This is a genomic window from Fibrobacter sp. UWB1 (assembly GCF_002210325.1).
In the GTDB taxonomy this organism is placed as follows: Bacteria; Fibrobacterota; Fibrobacteria; order Fibrobacterales; family Fibrobacteraceae; genus Fibrobacter.
Map to the genome: position 1 here is coordinate 151,608 of NZ_MWQL01000003.1, position 16,200 is coordinate 167,807.

At 49.3% G+C, this 16,200-nt stretch carries 9 protein-coding genes; 4 read left to right on the forward strand and 5 right to left on the reverse strand.

The genetic code is table 11. The features are described from left to right. The first annotated feature begins 51 nt into the window (after positions 1-51). Positions 52-3,819 (forward strand): hypothetical protein, encoded by a 3,768-nt coding sequence (locus tag B7988_RS03830; RefSeq protein ID WP_249268831.1) that lies wholly within the window; start codon positions 52-54, stop codon positions 3,817-3,819. A gap of 177 nt (positions 3,820-3,996) precedes the next feature. Here B7988_RS03830 and smc read toward each other — a convergent pair whose 3' ends face one another. Continuing rightward, the gene (gene smc, locus B7988_RS03840; protein ID WP_088656985.1) at positions 3,997-7,551 is read right to left on the reverse strand and encodes a chromosome segregation protein SMC; all 3,555 of its coding nucleotides are present in this window, start codon (positions 7,549-7,551) and stop codon (positions 3,997-3,999) included. 170 nt (positions 7,552-7,721) lie between these two features. Between smc and B7988_RS03845 the strand changes: the two genes are divergently transcribed. Next, on the forward strand, positions 7,722-10,022 hold the full coding sequence (locus B7988_RS03845) for a GGDEF and EAL domain-containing protein (RefSeq protein ID WP_088656891.1): 2,301 nt from the start codon (positions 7,722-7,724) through the stop codon (positions 10,020-10,022). Between the two features lie 181 nt (positions 10,023-10,203). Next, a complete protein-coding gene (locus B7988_RS03850; RefSeq protein ID WP_170930527.1) occupies positions 10,204-11,583 on the forward strand; it encodes a bifunctional diguanylate cyclase/phosphodiesterase in 1,380 nt (459 codons plus the stop codon). Positions 11,584-11,586: 3 nt separating this feature from the next. Here B7988_RS03850 and B7988_RS03855 read toward each other — a convergent pair whose 3' ends face one another. Both B7988_RS03855 and B7988_RS03860 read right to left on the reverse strand, forming a co-directional pair. After that, positions 11,587-11,946: a hypothetical protein gene (locus B7988_RS03855; RefSeq protein ID WP_139261115.1), complete on the reverse strand. Its 360-nt coding sequence runs from the start codon at positions 11,944-11,946 to the stop codon at positions 11,587-11,589. 11 nt (positions 11,947-11,957) lie between these two features. After that, entirely contained in the window at positions 11,958-13,184 is a 1,227-nt protein-coding gene (locus B7988_RS03860; RefSeq protein WP_088656893.1) for a hypothetical protein, read from the reverse strand. Positions 13,185-13,302: 118 nt separating this feature from the next. On the opposite strand from B7988_RS03860, the gene B7988_RS03865 reads away from it, so the two are divergent. Then, entirely contained in the window at positions 13,303-14,178 is an 876-nt protein-coding gene (locus tag B7988_RS03865) for a hypothetical protein (protein ID WP_088656894.1), read from the forward strand. 10 nt (positions 14,179-14,188) lie between these two features. On the opposite strand, the gene B7988_RS03870 is transcribed toward B7988_RS03865, so the two are convergent. Together B7988_RS03870 and B7988_RS03875 are read right to left on the reverse strand one after the other, a co-directional pair. Next, entirely contained in the window at positions 14,189-14,779 is a 591-nt protein-coding gene (locus B7988_RS03870; RefSeq protein WP_073054984.1) for an inorganic diphosphatase, read from the reverse strand. 119 nt (positions 14,780-14,898) lie between these two features. After that, positions 14,899-16,194 carry a POTRA domain-containing protein gene (locus tag B7988_RS03875; protein ID WP_249268832.1) on the reverse strand — a complete coding sequence of 432 codons (1,296 nt, stop codon included), beginning with the start codon at positions 16,192-16,194 and terminating at the stop codon, positions 14,899-14,901. Positions 16,195-16,200 lie beyond the last annotated feature (6 nt).

Sequence of the window (16,200 nt, forward strand, 5' to 3'; positions counted from 1 at the left end):
ACAAATTTTTCTATCTTTGCGTCCAAAAAAAACAGAACAAAGGAGAATAAGGTGAATTTTAAACACCTTTCAATGGCTGCATTGTGCGCAGCATTTGCAATCAGTGTTACATCTTGTAGCAACGAAGAAACTATCACTAACGACAACCTCAGTATCGTCAGATCCCTAGATCCAGAAGACTGTAACGACAAAACCGAAGGAACCATGAACTTCGTGAAGCCCAAAGCCACGATGTACATCTGTTCCGAAGGCGAATGGGTCGCCATGAGTGATCACGAAGCCATCCAGTACCGCTGCGAATCCAAGGAACTGAAAGACAAGTCCGGATTTGCCATTATTTGCGACGGCGATACGATTGGTATTGTCTACAATGGTAAGGACGGTGCCGACGGCAAGAATGGTGCCAATGGTAAAAATGGTGCTAACGGTACGAATGGCACAGACGGTCAAAACGGTGTAAGTGCTGATACGGTCGCCATCAATAAGTTTATCAAAGATGCCTTGAACAGCACCTCGACAAAAAACCAAAAAGAACTCAACGACGCTATCCAAAAGTACAGTGAAGCCACTGACGCAAGCCAGCAGGAAATTGAGAAAGCTCTTAATGAACTGGACAATGCCTCGGCCAAGAACCAGAAGGATGTCGAAGAAGCAATCAAGAGCCTGAGCAGCGCCTCTACACAAAGTCTGAAGGACATCGAAGACGCCCTCAAGAACTTGAGCTCTGCAACGGACAAGTTCGGCGAAGATATCGACAACAGGTTCAACGACGCCTACAGCAGCTGGAATGCAGAACTTGAAAACAAGGCTTGCGCCATCGATTCAATTGTTCGTAACAACGAAAAGGCAATCATCACCGTGTTCATCAAGTGTGGCGAAGCCGAAACCGAGATGGAAATCCCGTTCACGCCCGTGAACGAGAATCTTGCCAAGGTGTACAGGAAGCATGTGGTGGTGCGTTTCCCGGTGCAGGCCAACAAGGAAACAAAAACTGACGACATCTATGAAGAAATCTGGAAGAACCTCAAGGGTGGCGACAATGCAGAACTTACCGTGACGGACCTTGACGAAAAGTTCGCCCCGAGCGGCAAGGTGTTTATGCAGGACTTGTTCGCCTCTGCCAATAAATCCTTTGTGACAATCGAAGAAACTAACGAAAAGACGGTGGAATACAAGGTTGCACGCCTCGAAGGGGATCTCGACATCACGAACCTTACGACCCCGGTTGTGAAGTTCCGTGTCAAGCTGAACTTGAGTAACAACGCTTTCGGCGCCTTTGGCGGATTTGGCTCGAACGCAACGGATGTCATTTACAACGCCTATGCAGACTTGTCCGATGCGTCCGATACGATTGTCATCGACTTCTTGACCGACTACAAGGCCGCCCGCGTAAAGAAGTTGGTTGACGATGGTAACGGTTTTGGTGTTGCAAACGAGCAGGCAAACAAGGAACTTGCCGGTGCCCTTTATTTGGAAAACAGCGAAGAATATCCGTCTTTCGAACATTATGCCCCCGATCAGATTGGCCTGGCCGAAAACTTCAACAGCATCGTGTGGGTGATGGCCCTCATTGACCAAAAGGACAAGACTCCGGGCTTTAACCCGGTCTATAACGCTTTCCGCAATGTCTTTGCCGAAAACGGCAACTTTAACACCGCCGTCAATACGACTTACGCAGGCAAGGAACACAGCATGTTCTTTGTAGACTACCTCGCTTTGCTTATTGACGCGAACTTCTTCAAGTGGAACCAAATGCAGCATGGCGACTCTACTGCTGAAACGAATGTCTGGAGTGGTACGGATGCCGTCTATTACAAGATTTTGCAGAATGGATTTGTGGAAGCCTATAAGCTTAAAGTCGAAGACGCAAAGGATTTCAATGATCCGTCTGGCTATAGCAGCAAGGTATATAAGTCTGATGTCAAAGGGGGATATTTCCATTACTTTGAATATATCGAAAACGAACAAGGTTGGTATCCTGTAACACTTTGGGCTGTAGGTGTTGCAACGGTGGAAAAAGTTTGCGATGCTGACGCTGTTAATTCGACCTTCTTCTATAGCTTTGACGGTCTTGATGATAATGCCGTTTGTGTATGCGACGATGAAAACTGTGGCTGGCAATATACTGACAATGTATGCTTGGGCCGTAGTGAAGGCGATAAGGGATCGGCGTTCTTTGACGGGGAAATTCAAGAGTATGAGTGTGTCAAAGAGAAATGTAATCTGCCTGATTCTACTGCTTGCAATAATCTTGGACTTGTGCCTGGTGATCCTAGTTCTTCGAGTTCTTCCGGAGAATATTCTGAACAGGACGGCATGACCCCGGAAGAACTGGCTAACAATCCGGAATCCAAGCTTTACCTCGGTGAATGCAGCGCTACTGTAAACGAAGGCAAAGAAAAGCTGTTCGACACCAAGAATGCGGAACTTGCCACGACAACGAGCAAAAAGACCTTTGTATGCGACGGCTCCAAATGGAGAGAGAAAGATGATCATGACGAGAAATATGGAACATGCTCAAAAGCCGTGATGGAAAAGGGCGAAGTCAAGGCAGAATCTGGTTCCGAACATTATAAGTGCGATTACCTTGATAAACAGGAAAAATACGAATGGGTTTCTACAGCTAAGGTTGACTTTGATTTACATAAAGCTTGCCATTATGGCTATGTCAATGAAAAAGTGGTTACTGAATCCGGTTATGCATATGTTTGTGAAACAGTAGAGGATTTAGACAACGACGGTAACCATATCCATAATTGGCGTGAACTTACCTTTGAAGAAATCTATGGCGAATGCGATGAAGATAAGATGAAAAATCAAACCAAAGTAGCAGTTTACGGAGGAAAAAAATACAAGTGTAACTACATTTCTGGATTTTCTTCCAGCGGATACTCTTGGGTTAAAGCAAGCGATTTGGATGAAAACGCAACGCTTGGAATTTGCACGAAAAATCGAAAAAAAGATGCCGCTATAGTCGGTGACGCATACTATGAATGTCTTGCTAATGGCAACGTAGAAGGAATCCCCGTAAGTTCTTCCTCCACAGATTGGCTAGAAATTAATGAAAATGAGTACCTTAACGCCAAGTTTGGTGATTGCGAAACCGATAGAGGTGATACTAAAAACATTGCAGACATTAAGAGCGAAACCCTCAAGGATGGTGAAAGCCACAGTTTCAAGTGCTCTATAGCTAAAGAAGTCGTAAATGACTATGGTAAGTGGGTTGACGCCTCCACAGACATTGCTCTCGACAAGATTTGCAACAGAGATAACGAAGGTGCAACTGTTACCAAAGAAAGCGTAATCTATGTCTGTGCGTACAAGGATGAATCATCCATGTATCAGTGGATTACTTCTGATGAGTACTGCGAAACTAATGGTGAAAATCTGAAATATGGTGGGTATCTTGACAATTCGTCTAATTCTTCTAGTATGTCTCACTGTGGTGGACGTCTTGAATGTCAAACGGAAACCGACAAGAAAATCTGCCATGTCGGTACCGAGTCTTTCGTCAAATTGGATAGCGTGTGGCAATCTGTGGCAGAATATTGCGATAAACATTCTACAGGTTACGCCTGTGAATTTCCAAAACACGTAGGTGATGATTTGGAGGCATCAACTCTTAAGTATTACGAACTAACGGAATACTACGTAAATACAGAACAAGGTTATAAGAAAGCAGAAACTGCAGAAGAATATTGCGAAGCGTTTAACCCGAATCATGATGGGTTCTGCGTATTTGAATTTGACGTTTATTCTTATTGCGAAAGTTCCAAGAAATGGATCCTTTTCCGTGAAAACTGCCCGACCCACGAATAGAATTTGTACTAGAACATGAAAACATCCCCGCAAATGCGGGGATGTTTTTTATAAGAGAAAAGTTCGGACGAACCGAGCGGTCTTTCGTGAGCAACAAAGCCCTCGGGTGTTAACCGAGGGCGGTTGCGAGAGTGAGGCGATATCACATTCTTGCGAATGATGTAGAGCCGAACGGTCTTATATCGCAAACTTGGTTGCGTCGGCGAGCTGCACGCTCGCGATGCGAGAAATACCCTTGATTTCCTGCGTCACACCGTAGAGCATATCGGCTTCGGCCATGGTACGCTTGTTATGCGTCACCACAATGAACAAGGTTTGCTTGCTGAATTCGCGGAGCAGCGCCATGAAGCGGCCCACGTTAGCGTCATCAAGCGGACCGTCGACTTCGTCCAGCACGCAGTACGGCGACGGCTTTTCCATGTAAATGGCAAACAGCAAGGCCGTTGCAGTCAGGGCGTGTTCACCACCGGAAAGCGCCTTGATACCGCGCATCTTCTTACCCGTGGGGCGCACGTTGATTTCGATGTCGGCATCGAGGATATCCATGGGCTTGCCCATTTCGTCTACCTTCTCGACAAGGCTCATCTTGGTTTCGCCGTTCAGGAACAGCTTGCTGAACACGAACTGGAAGTTCTTCTGAATACGCGCAAACGTATCGAGGTAACGGCTGCGGGCAATATCGTCGAGCTTGGTGATGGTGCGGTCGAGCGAGGCGCGTGCGCGATCCAAGTCGTCGAACTGCGCTTCGACTTCCAGAAGACGCTTCTTTTCGTCTTCGTAGTCTTCCATCACGTTCACGTTGATGGGGCCCAGTTCCTTGATCTTTCCGCGGAGTTCGCGAATTTCACGGTCGGCTTCGGGCTGCGAATACTCAACGCGTTCCACGTCTTCGGGGTTCGCAAGGTCCACGCTGTATTCGTTGGTGATGCGTTCGGTGAGGCGGTCGAGGTTTGCCTGCAAGGCTTCCTGCCTGCGGCCCACGTCGTTCAATTCCTTCATCTTCTCGATCATGTCGTCGCGGAGGCGGTTGACTTCGCTGCGCCATTCTTCGAGGTCGCCCGATACAAGTTCGTACTTTTCGCGGGCCAGGTCACGCTGATTTTCCAGTTCGCGCAAGGCTGAATCCTTGCTCTGCACCTGGTCGGCGACTCCCCTGCCGTCTTCCTCGTTCTTCTGGATGGCGGCCTGGTTCTTTTCAATTTCTGCCTTACGGCCCTGAATCGCGTTTTCCAGGAATTCCACCTGTTCGGCGATGTAATTCAGGCGGTTCGTATTCTGCGTGAGCTTTGCCGTCTTGTCCTGAGCGCTGCGCTCCAGTTCGCGAACGTCTTCTTCCTTTTCACGGAACAGGGGATCCTGTTCCGAAAGTTCGTCATTCACGCGGGAATATTCTTCTTCGATCTTTTCGAGCGCAGCCTGGGCGTCCATGAGTTCCTGGTCGCTGTTCTTAGAGGCTTCTGCCGCCTGAATCTTGGATTCGGCGTTCTGCATTTCGCCCTGCAACTGCGCAAGTCTGCGGTCACAACCGGCGATAATGTTATTCTGGATCGAAATGCCGGCATTTCCGCCGCGCTTCATATCTTCTTTTTCGCGGATTTCGTCGACCAACGAGGCAAGCATCTGCGTGTCTTCGTCGACCAAATCCTGCAAGCGGCCAATTTCTTCTTCGGCTTGGGCCACTTCGAGGTTCACGCCTTCCAACAGGCTATTCGCTTCGGCAATTTCGTTCTTGCGGCTGAGCGTTCCGGAAGTCGCCGTACCGCTGCTCATCAGGCCGCTCGTACGCACGATGCCTTCTGGAGCCACAAAGCAAAGGTCTTCGCCGCGCATGGCTCGCGCAAGGCGCACCGCCGTCAAGAGCGAATCTACGACAAAGTAACGGGAAAGCAGCGCCTTGAGCCAGCCTGCAATCTGTTCGTCGGCAGTCACATAATCCTTAAGGCAACCCACTACGCCATCGCCCTGGAGCGTGCCGGAATAGGGTTCTGCACCGGCACCCACCAGCGCGAGCACCGCCTTGCCTACGTTTTCGCCCTTCATGGCGTCCACCGCGGCAATCGCGGCATCGTCGCTAGCAACGACCACGGCATCCATCAAGTCACCGAGGGCGGCCTCCACCTGGGTGGCATATTCGGGAGCGGCTTCGATACGTTCCGACAGGAGCCCGCCCACCAGGTCCGCCTTATGCTCCATGAGCCAGCGGCTAGCGTCGGTGCCCTCGTTGGCAACGCTCTGTAAAACATCAATTCTAGAGGTGAGCCTTGCCACCTCGTTCTTCAGTTCCTGCAGTTTCTTCTGGGCTTCGAGCAAGTCGGCGCGTTCGGCATCGAGTCGCTCTTCGCGCGTCGAGCGCTGTTCCGTGAGGCGTTCCAGGTCGGCATCGGCGGCTTCAAGACCAGCGTTAATATCGGCCAGGGCCGATTCGGCGCTCGCCTTCTGCGACTGCACCTGTTCCATTTCGCTACGCCACTTGGCGAGGTTCGCCTGCAAAAGCCCCGATTCGGCATCCATACGCTCGAAACGGCTCTTGAGGGAGTTCACCTGGTTCGTCTTCTGCAGGCGTTCGTTCGCAAGTTCCCTTGACTGGGTACGCAGGTCATCCACTTTGTCGCGCATGACCTGTAAAATTTCGCGTTCGCGATCCAGCAGCGCGTTCATCTCGTCTACGTCGCTGTCGGAACTGAGCACCGCATTTTCTTCTTCCAAACGGGCGCGTTCAGAAAGGAGCTCCTGCACCTTGCCCGTGTTGCGGTCAATTTCTTCCTGGGACTTTTCGTTCGCGGCTTCCAAGTTCGAAATCGTATCGCGAATGCGGCCCATGCTGTTATTCAAGTCGTTGAGCTCGATGGTCGCCTTCTGCACCTCGCGTTCCAAGTCACGGTAGGCGTTTTCGTCTTCGGCAATCAACAGCTTCTTTTCGTCAATCTTTGCCTGCAACACCGTCGCATTCGTCTTCGAATTTTCCACATCGTGGTTCAGACGGCGGGTCGCGGTATCGAGGGTAGCAAGCCCCTCTTTCATGTCTTCAAACTTGTCGATACTGACCGAGAGGTCCAGTTCGCGCAGGCGCTTGCTGAGGCGCTTAAATTCGTTGACCTTTTCGGCCTGGGTTTCGTACAGCTTTACGGAACGGCGCACGCTGCGCAGGTTGTCTTCGACACGTTCCATGTCCATCTGCACGCGTTCAAGCTGGCGGCGGGTTTCCTTGCGCTGCTGCTTGTACTTACTCACGCCGGCGGCTTCTTCAAACAGCACGCGGCGGTCGTCGGCCTTGTCAGAAAGAACCGCCTTGATCATGTCGGCGTTCATCTGCGAATAGGTGCTGGAACCGAGGCCCGAGTCAAAAAGCAAGGCATGCACGTCGCGCAGGCGGCATTCCTGGTTGTTAATCAAGTATTCGCCCGAACCGTCTCGGTGCACGCGGCGGGTCACAATCACTTCGGAATATTCAGAATTCAGGGTGCCGTCGCTGTTATCGATGACAATGGAAACTTCGGCAAGGCTCATGGCGGCACGTTCTTCGGTACCGCTAAAAATCACGTCCTGCATCTTGCTCATACGGAGGGATGCAGCCTTCTGTTCACCCAGAACCCAGCGGATAGCGTCGGTAATGTTCGACTTACCGCACCCGTTCGGACCCACCACGGCGGTGAGACCCTTCGTCGGGAAGTTGATTTCGGTCCTTTGCGCAAAGGACTTAAAGCCAAAAATCTTTAGTTTTGTAATCTGCACTTCAAGGCGAAAGATAAAAATGATTTTCCCGTACAAATGGGCAAAACAGGCAAAAAAGCCCCAAAAATGCTTTTCGGCCCAATATATTCCAAATTGGAGTAAGTTTTTCGTAAAAAAAGAAAATTTACCTCACTAATAGATATATTATATGAAAGAAGGACGAATTTTCCATGAGACTTACGTTTGCAATTATTTATGTCTTGCTAATAATCCTTTTAGGGGTTTTTGGAGTAATTGCGCGTAAATCGAAAAAGTCGATCGGATACGCCGTATCCCTTCTCCTGTTTTCGTTCATCGTTCCCATTATGGGAAACCTCTTTATTGTCCTTTCCACCAACCAGCTTCTTTCGACCATCGGTAGTTATATCTACTTCATAGGCATGGACCTGATGGCGTTCTGCCTGTTTGACTTTACCTTGGCCTATTGCAGCATATCTTGGCGAAAAAACAAAAAGAAATGCTATGTCATCTATGCGCTTTTAACCCTGGACATCATCCAATATTTCTTTAACCCCTTCCTAGGGCAAGCATTCGGTATGGAAGCCATCACGGTAGACGGATCCCCCTACTACAGGCTCATTCCTTACATGGGGCAATTCTTCCACCGTATTGCAGTCTATCTAGCTTTCTTCGTATCGCTTTTCATATTCTGCATCAAGGCCATACGCGTTCCCCGCATTTACGCCGAAAAGTACAACGTCATTTTCTTCACCATGGTCGTGGCCGGGGTATGGCAATCGTACTACATCTTCTCGAGAACACCCATTGACCGTTCCATGATCGCCATGGCCGTTTGCGGGATGTTCATTTTCTATTTTTCGCTATTCTTTAGGCCCTACAGGCTCCTGGACCGAATGCTTGCCAAAATCGCCTCCCAAATGCCCGAAGCCATCTACTTCTTTGATGCCAACGATCGTTGCATCTGGGCAAATAGCAACGGCTGCAAGCTCCTCGTTATCCGTAGCGATAACTACGAAAGCGTTCAGCACAGGCTTGCGGCCATGTTCGATGACTTTGGCGAAGGCATGGACAGTTGGTCGTCCAGGCAAACCGTAGGTTCCGAAAAGAACACACGGTATTTCATCCTTAAAAAGCAACTTGTCGCAGACGAAAAGCACAAAAAAATCGGATCTTTCCTAACCATTCATGACAACACTGCCGATATCCTCAGGCAGCAAAAAGAAATGTACGAGGCAACCCATGACAAGCTCACAGGTTTGTTCACCAAGGAGCACCTGTTCAACGCCATCAGGAGCAACCTTGACAACAAAAAAGATATCGACTATTCTATAGCCTACTTCGACATCAAGGATTTCAAAATGGTCAACGATATCTTCGGTAAAGATGTAGGCGACCACGTGCTTGTAAGAGTTGCAAACTGGATTCGCGAAAACGCCAGAGACAACTGGATTTACGGACGTATTGGCGGAGACGCCTTCGGTATTTGTTTTCCGACAAACCAAGTCCGCTTGCCTTTAATCGAAGACAAACTTGCGAAATTCGTCATTTCAAACGGCACTATCGACCAGCACATCCTAATGCATGTGGGCATTTTCTGTGTAAACGACCCGAGTATCGACGTGTCGATCATGTTCGACCGAGCGCACCTCGCCCAGACAAGCATCAAGAACGAATACAACACGCACATCGCCATATACGACGACAAAATGCGTGACCAGGTGCTTTGGGGCCAAAAGATATCGGCAGAACTCAGCGATGCGATTAAGCAGCGTCAGATTGTCCCCTACCTACAGCCTATCGTAGACAACGAGGGCGTTATTATCGGAGCCGAAGCCTTGGTGCGCTGGATTCATCCCAAGGAAGGATTCCTCCCGCCGTTCACGTTCATTCCCATATTCGAAAAGAACGGCATGATTGCCGACGTGGACAAATACATTTGGCGCTGCGCCTGCGAAATTCTCTCCTCATGGACAGGCGAAAAAGAAAAACTTTTCATTTCGGTCAACATTTCGCCCAAAGACTTCTACTTCATGGATGTCTACGCAGAAATCAAGAACCTGGTAGACGAATTTGGGATTGACCCCGCGCGCCTACGAATCGAAATCACCGAAACCGTGATGATGGCCGACGCCGAAAGCCGTATGGCCATCTTGAGCAAGTTCCGCGATTCCGGATTCATCGTAGAAATGGACGATTTCGGAAGCGGTTACTCTTCGCTGAACCAGCTCAAGGACATGCCGCTCGACGTCCTGAAAATCGACATGAAGTTCTTGAGCAAGGCCCAGGACAACAACAAGGCAGAAACCATTCTGCGCAATATACTCAGGCTTTCCAACGACTTAGGACTTTTCTCGCTTACCGAAGGCGTAGAGACCGAAGATCAATACAAGAAATTGAACGAAATGGGTTGTAATCTGTTCCAGGGTTATTACTTTGCAAAGCCCATGTCTGTTACAGATTATGAAAAACTTCTAGGCACCCAGCAATTGGACAAAAAACGCTCCAATTGAATTAAAAACAAATTAAATAATCTTTAGAACAGAAAATTATAACAAACGAATTTACTTTATTAGTCTATATTCTTCTCATAGAACAAAGTAAAAAACATCTATGAGTAAGATTTTATCGTTTGCGTTTCTTTTTTTGGCTGTCGGGCTACTGGTTTTGCAACTTTTCGTTGGAAACTATTTAATGCTAGACCTTACGGCAGCCGCCTTAATCATCATAGCAATTTTACGCATTGAAAAGCTCCAGAAAGAAGCTTCCATCGCAAAAGAAAAGGTTATCAAACGTCAGCGTGAAATCTACAATGTCACCCATGACAAATTGACCGGCTTGTACACCAAGGAAGCCCTTTTCGAAAAAATCAGGGACAGCATCGCCAAGCACCCCGATGTCAACTACTGGATTGCATACTTCGACATCAAGGATTTCAAGATTGTGAACGACATTTTCGGCAGCGACATGGGCGACTGCGTTTTGCTAAAGGTAGCCTCCTGGCTTCGCGAAAATTCCACCAAAGAATGGGTGTTCGGGCGCCTCGGCGGCGACGACTTCGGCATTTGCCTGCCGGCCGGAGACGCAAACCTTCAGCACCTTGAACGCCGATTCACTCGATACGTCATTTCCAACGGATCCATCGAGCATCGCATTCTAATGCACATGGGTATCTACAAAATTACCGAGCGCGACATTGACGTATCGATCATGTTCGACCGCGCACAGCTCGCCCTCGCCTCTGTCAAGAACGAATACAACAAGCATATCGCCTTTTACGACGACAAAATGCGTGACCAGGTGATGTGGGACCAGATGATTTCAGCACAAATCGAAAAAGCCATCGAAGAAAAACAAGTGCACCCCTATTTACAGCCCATCGTAGACTGCGACGGTAAAATTATCGGGGCAGAAGCGCTCATCCGCTGGGATCACCCCAAGGAAGGTTTTCTGCAACCCGAAACATTCATTCCCACCTTCGAAAGAAACGGCATGATTGCCGACCTGGACAAGTACATTTGGCGAAGCGCCTGCGAAATCCTTTCGACATGGACCGGAAAAAAATCGAACCTGTTTATTTCCATCAATATTTCGCCGAAGGACTTCTTGTTCATGGATGTCTTTGCCGAAATAAACGCCTTGATTAAAGAATTCAAGATTGAACCATCCCGCCTGCGCATTGAAATTACCGAAACCGTGATGATGACCGAAGTCGAGAACCGCATGGCTATTCTAAACCGATTCCGCGAATCGGGATTTATCGTCGAGATGGATGATTTTGGCAGCGGCTATTCCTCGCTGAACCAGCTCAAGGACATGCCGCTTGACGTCCTGAAAATCGACATGAAGTTCCTGAGCAGTTCCAAGAACAGTCAAAAGGCAGAAATTATCTTGCGCAACGTGTTAAAGCTTTCTGGAGATCTCGGACTTTCTTCCCTTACCGAAGGCGTAGAAACCGAAGACCAGTATAACATGCTGAGCCAAATGGGCTGCAACCTTTTCCAAGGTTACTTCTTTGCCAAGCCCATGACTGTAAATGAATTCGAAAAAGTCTGCGACAGCAGAGTCGCTTAAGATCTACTTGAATTCGTAGTGTAGAGAACCGTCTTCGTCATCCGAAAGAACCATATATTCACTTCCGCCGTCAAACGACAAGTTCTGAATGTCGAAATCGGCGCCCAAAGTCCTGATACGCAAGGTGAACGTTCCGACCCAGTCTTCTTCGTACACGCGGCTCTTTTCGCCTGTGCGGAGAGTATCTTGAATCCATGCCCTGTAAGAACCGTCTTCGGCAAGAATATCGACTTCGACAACCGTCTTAGACGATTTGTTTTCGATCTGGAGTCGAGTGGTCGAATCCAGGAACCAGTGCGTAAGGCAGCCCGAAAGCGTAATGCAGCAGGCAATCAATACCGCAAGCACCGAAATCTTTTTCATAGCACCCTTCATTAATTGCCTCCTTCAGAGCCGACCTTTTCGTAGCGGATTCCCTTGGCTTCGATAGTCTTGGGAGCCCCCTTAGCAGAGCCAATCGGGGTGATTTCGTTGGAGCCGGCCTTCTTATCGAATTGCTTAACGACATCCGTTTGCATCGGAGCGCTACGTGCAGCACCGCGGTTGAACAACCAGCCGTCAATCGTGGCGAGGTTGAACTTGAATTCAACAAGGAACGTGCCCTTGGCGCCAAAGAAGTTTTCGTAATCGTAGGCGGCATTGTAGGCAAAGCGGGCAAACAGCAAGTCGATTGCACCACCCCACAACAAGTCGCTTTCTTCTTCAACGAAATCATCGGAAAGCTGTTTATGTCTGACACGGTTCAAGCATGTCGCTTCAAACCCGATCATGCGGGAGGGATCCGGGTAAAACTTGAGGGAGGCACTATGGAACCAAGTGTCGTTCAAGTCTATCGCGACTTCGGCATAAAGGCGTTGGTCGTATAGATTCTGTTCCCAATTAATGCGCATGGAATCGATATCGTTTTCGTCGTCGGTATTGTACATGGAAAGCGACACGTTCGGCAAGTACGTAAGCAGGCCGGATTTTCTGCCGCCGTAAATGGCGCGGCTTTCCAAGTCAAGCGAAACACGGAACAGACGCCAATCGGTGCGGTAGAAATTCGCCTGGGCGCTCAACTTGCTAAAGCGCAAATGAGCCCAGCTGTAAGCCAGGGAGTCGCTTTCGTCGGGGTAAAGTTTGCCGCGATGTTCCAGATTCTGGTGCTGCATACCGGCTGCAAGTGTCCAATTCATACGGGCATCTGTAAAGGTCAAGCCCCAGGTAACAACCGAGCGTTGCAGGCCGAAATCGTTATACTGCGGGAAAAGGAAGAAGTCTTCGCCATCCCAGCCGGAACGGTCAAACCAGAGGAGCGCGCCCATGTGGCGGTTTTTAGCCACTTCGCCTGCACCAAAGGCCGCAAAATGATGATTGAAAGCAAAGCCGTCATGTTCGCCATACAGACTTTCCAAGGGCAACTGCTCACGGCTCGGCGTGTAATAAAATCCAAAGTCGATATAGCCGCCTCGCCCACCGCGCATAATATCGCGGATTTCGGTAAGGTGACGGTCACGCGTGACGGCACCATCTTTAGCTAAAGCGTCAGGTTTGATGCCGTCGGCCAAAACAACCCCGACAAGCACAAGCGAAATCAAAGCGGACTTCAAAACAAACTGCATACGTGAAATGTAGTAAAAATGTGTGATGTGTAATGTGTGATGTGGAATGAGAGAATCTCACATTTAGCATTGCCAGTTATAGTTCTAGTTTATAACGCTTATTGCTATATTTGGACGCATGAATGAACAGGAAAAGGCATTAATTGCAGCGTGGAGCAACCACCCCCGCGAATGGGAAAACAACACCTGGGTGTACCCGGTGATTAGCCGTCGTGCAGGCGGTCTTTCTTTGGGCGTCAACTTAAACCCCGACCACCACTGTTCTTTTTCTTGCGCCTACTGCCAGAGCGGTCCGCAAGAGGGCCACAAACGCATTCCCGTCGACATCGATGCCGTGGAACGCGAACTGCGCAATTTTCTCAACTACTACGAATCCGGCGAATTTTTCAAGTGCAAGGCTTTCGAAAACGTACCCGAGCAGAACAAGCAACTCAAGGACATTTGCCTTTCGGGCGACGGCGAATCCACAATCGTCAAGGAATTCCCGGAAATTTGCCAGCGTATGCGCAAAATTCAAGAGGAATACACGCCAAAGCTAGGTGCTTTTAAGTTGCGTCTCATAACAAACGCTAGCCATCTCGAAAGCCCTGCGGTAGAACTTGGGCTTTCTCACCTGCTGGCAAGTGAAGGCGAAATCTGGGCAAAGCTTGACGCCGGCACCGAAGAATGGTTCAAGAAAATGAACCGCTCTCCCCTGCATTTATCCAAGATTTTAGACAACCTAACTAAGACGATCAAGATTTATCCGATTTGCATCCAGACCATGCTCTGCGACTTGCAAGGCGAAATTCCGAGTGACCAGGAAATCAAGCGCTACATCGAAAACCTGGCAGCTATTCATTCCGCAAATCCGGACCACCTTGTTGAAATCCAGCTGTACACGGTTATCCGCGACACCTTGCTAAAGGGCATAGAACCCTTGCCCAAGGAATTCCTGGAAAGCGTCAAAACAAAAATCACCGACGCATTGCCGGTGAAAGTAAGATGCTTTTAATTGATAAAAATTAAATCAGTTCGTCTGGCGGCAAGTGGTCGACACTTTCCGGTTCCTGGTAGCAAGTTTCAGGCACCTGAACCTGCATCTGGAAGTAGGCCTTGTGTGCGGCAATCACCTTTTCGCGGGCAAAGGCGGCATTCTGCCATTCGCCAATCTGAACGTCCTTGCCTTCCAGTTCCTTGTAGTTCTGGAAGAAGTTACGCGTAATGCGCAGGAACATCTGGTCCACGTCGGTAATGTCCTTGATCGGGCGCGGATTGAACACGGGCACGCCCAAGACCTTATAGTCCTTGCGACCGCCGTCGGTCATGTCAAGCGCACCAATCACGCGGCAGGTGCAAACCGTCCCCGTCATCATCGAAGCCGGGCTATAAATCAGCATATCGATAGCATCGCCATCGTCAGCCTTGGTACTCGGGATAAAGCCATAAGTACAGGGATAGCTCATGGAACTGAGCAAGCAACGGTCCAGGCGGAACACGTGCAGGCGTTCATCATATTCGTACTTGAGATTGGTGTCTTTACCGATTTCCACGACGCAGTCCACTTCAAACGGGTACTTGCGACCAATCGGGAGATCCAGATAATTAATTGCCATTTATACTCCAAAAGGCCCACTTTGAGCCCATATTATCTTTTTATTATAAATATGAGTCCTAATTTAGTATTTATTAGAAATTTGTAAAGGGTTGTTTACTTTATTTGCGTCGGAAATGGTCATCTACTACGCCAGCGAGATGTCGAAACCTTTTCAATCATGCCAAAGAAGAACTTGGGTTCCCCCCTGTCGGGGCTGTATCCCACTTCAAAGCGCAGGCGGTCCACGGCGGGCACCACTAGATGAACGCCGCCGTAAACGGCTCCTTCGTAATTTTCCCAACCAGGACGGCCAGAATCCCACAACAGGCTTCCATCAAAGCCAGCCACCAGTTGCAGACCATAGAAGAAATTCACGCCCGCGATACTCGCCGGCTGACGGTCTAGCAAGATAAAGCGTTCTTCCAAGTTGAGCAAAGCCTCATGCACGCCCAGGCGTTCGCCATCGGCATAACGACCCCGGTAGGTATTCACGCCACCATGCGAAAAATAATCATAGAATTCGACATCGCCCGGGCGGTAACGCACAAGCGCCGTCGCTCCCGTCACAAAGCGACTGACGGTATAATAGGCTCGGGCATCCGTCAGGAGCTCCCAGAAGTTTTCGCCCCCCATCCCCTTGCAGCTAGAACCTTCCTCAACAAGGCAATTGGAATCGCTATCGTCGCCTTCGCCTACGTGAGTAAGCATGTATTCAAAGTAAACTCCCTTGCGGGTATCCAACTTAGAGTCGCGGTAATCAAAGGCAAATCCCATCCCCAGTTCCGGCAAGAAGGCGGCATCTTGCAAGTCGCGGCCAGCCGCAGTCCACAAAAGCGAAAGGTGCGGTAAAATCTTGTAGTCCAAATCAAGATCCACCAAGATGCTCTTTTCTTCAAAATCGTGAATATCGTCGTAACTGTCGGTCACGAGGAATTCAAAATTCCAGCCGAGCGGGAGCCCGAACAAATAAGGCGAACTGACATAAACCGCATATTCATTCTTGTCGAAAAGCGGATCCAGGGCCGTACGGTACTGGACCTCGGCACGGATATCTTCGCCAAGCACATTCAGGTTCGCAAGCGCAACGCCAAGCATCAAGCCGTCGCGGTCAGTCGTTTTACCTGCCGGGGCCGGAATCCAGCGGAAGATTTCCACGAACGAGTATGTCAGAGTTCCGCCATCACACCTAGCCGAGACACTCGTAAACAAGTCCAGGTCTTGCAGGCGGCGCTTTTCAAGTTCAAACTTTTCGGCAGAGAACGTCTCCCCCGCCTTATTCAACAGTTCGCGATCCACCACGCGTTTCTTGGTATGCTCCAGTCCTTCGTACTGAATAGACGAAATGACCGTGCCTTCAGGACAACCGACAGACGAATCCACGCCAGCAAAAGCTGCAACAGCAGCTATTCCAAAAGCAAGGCAAACTATTTTCACATATTC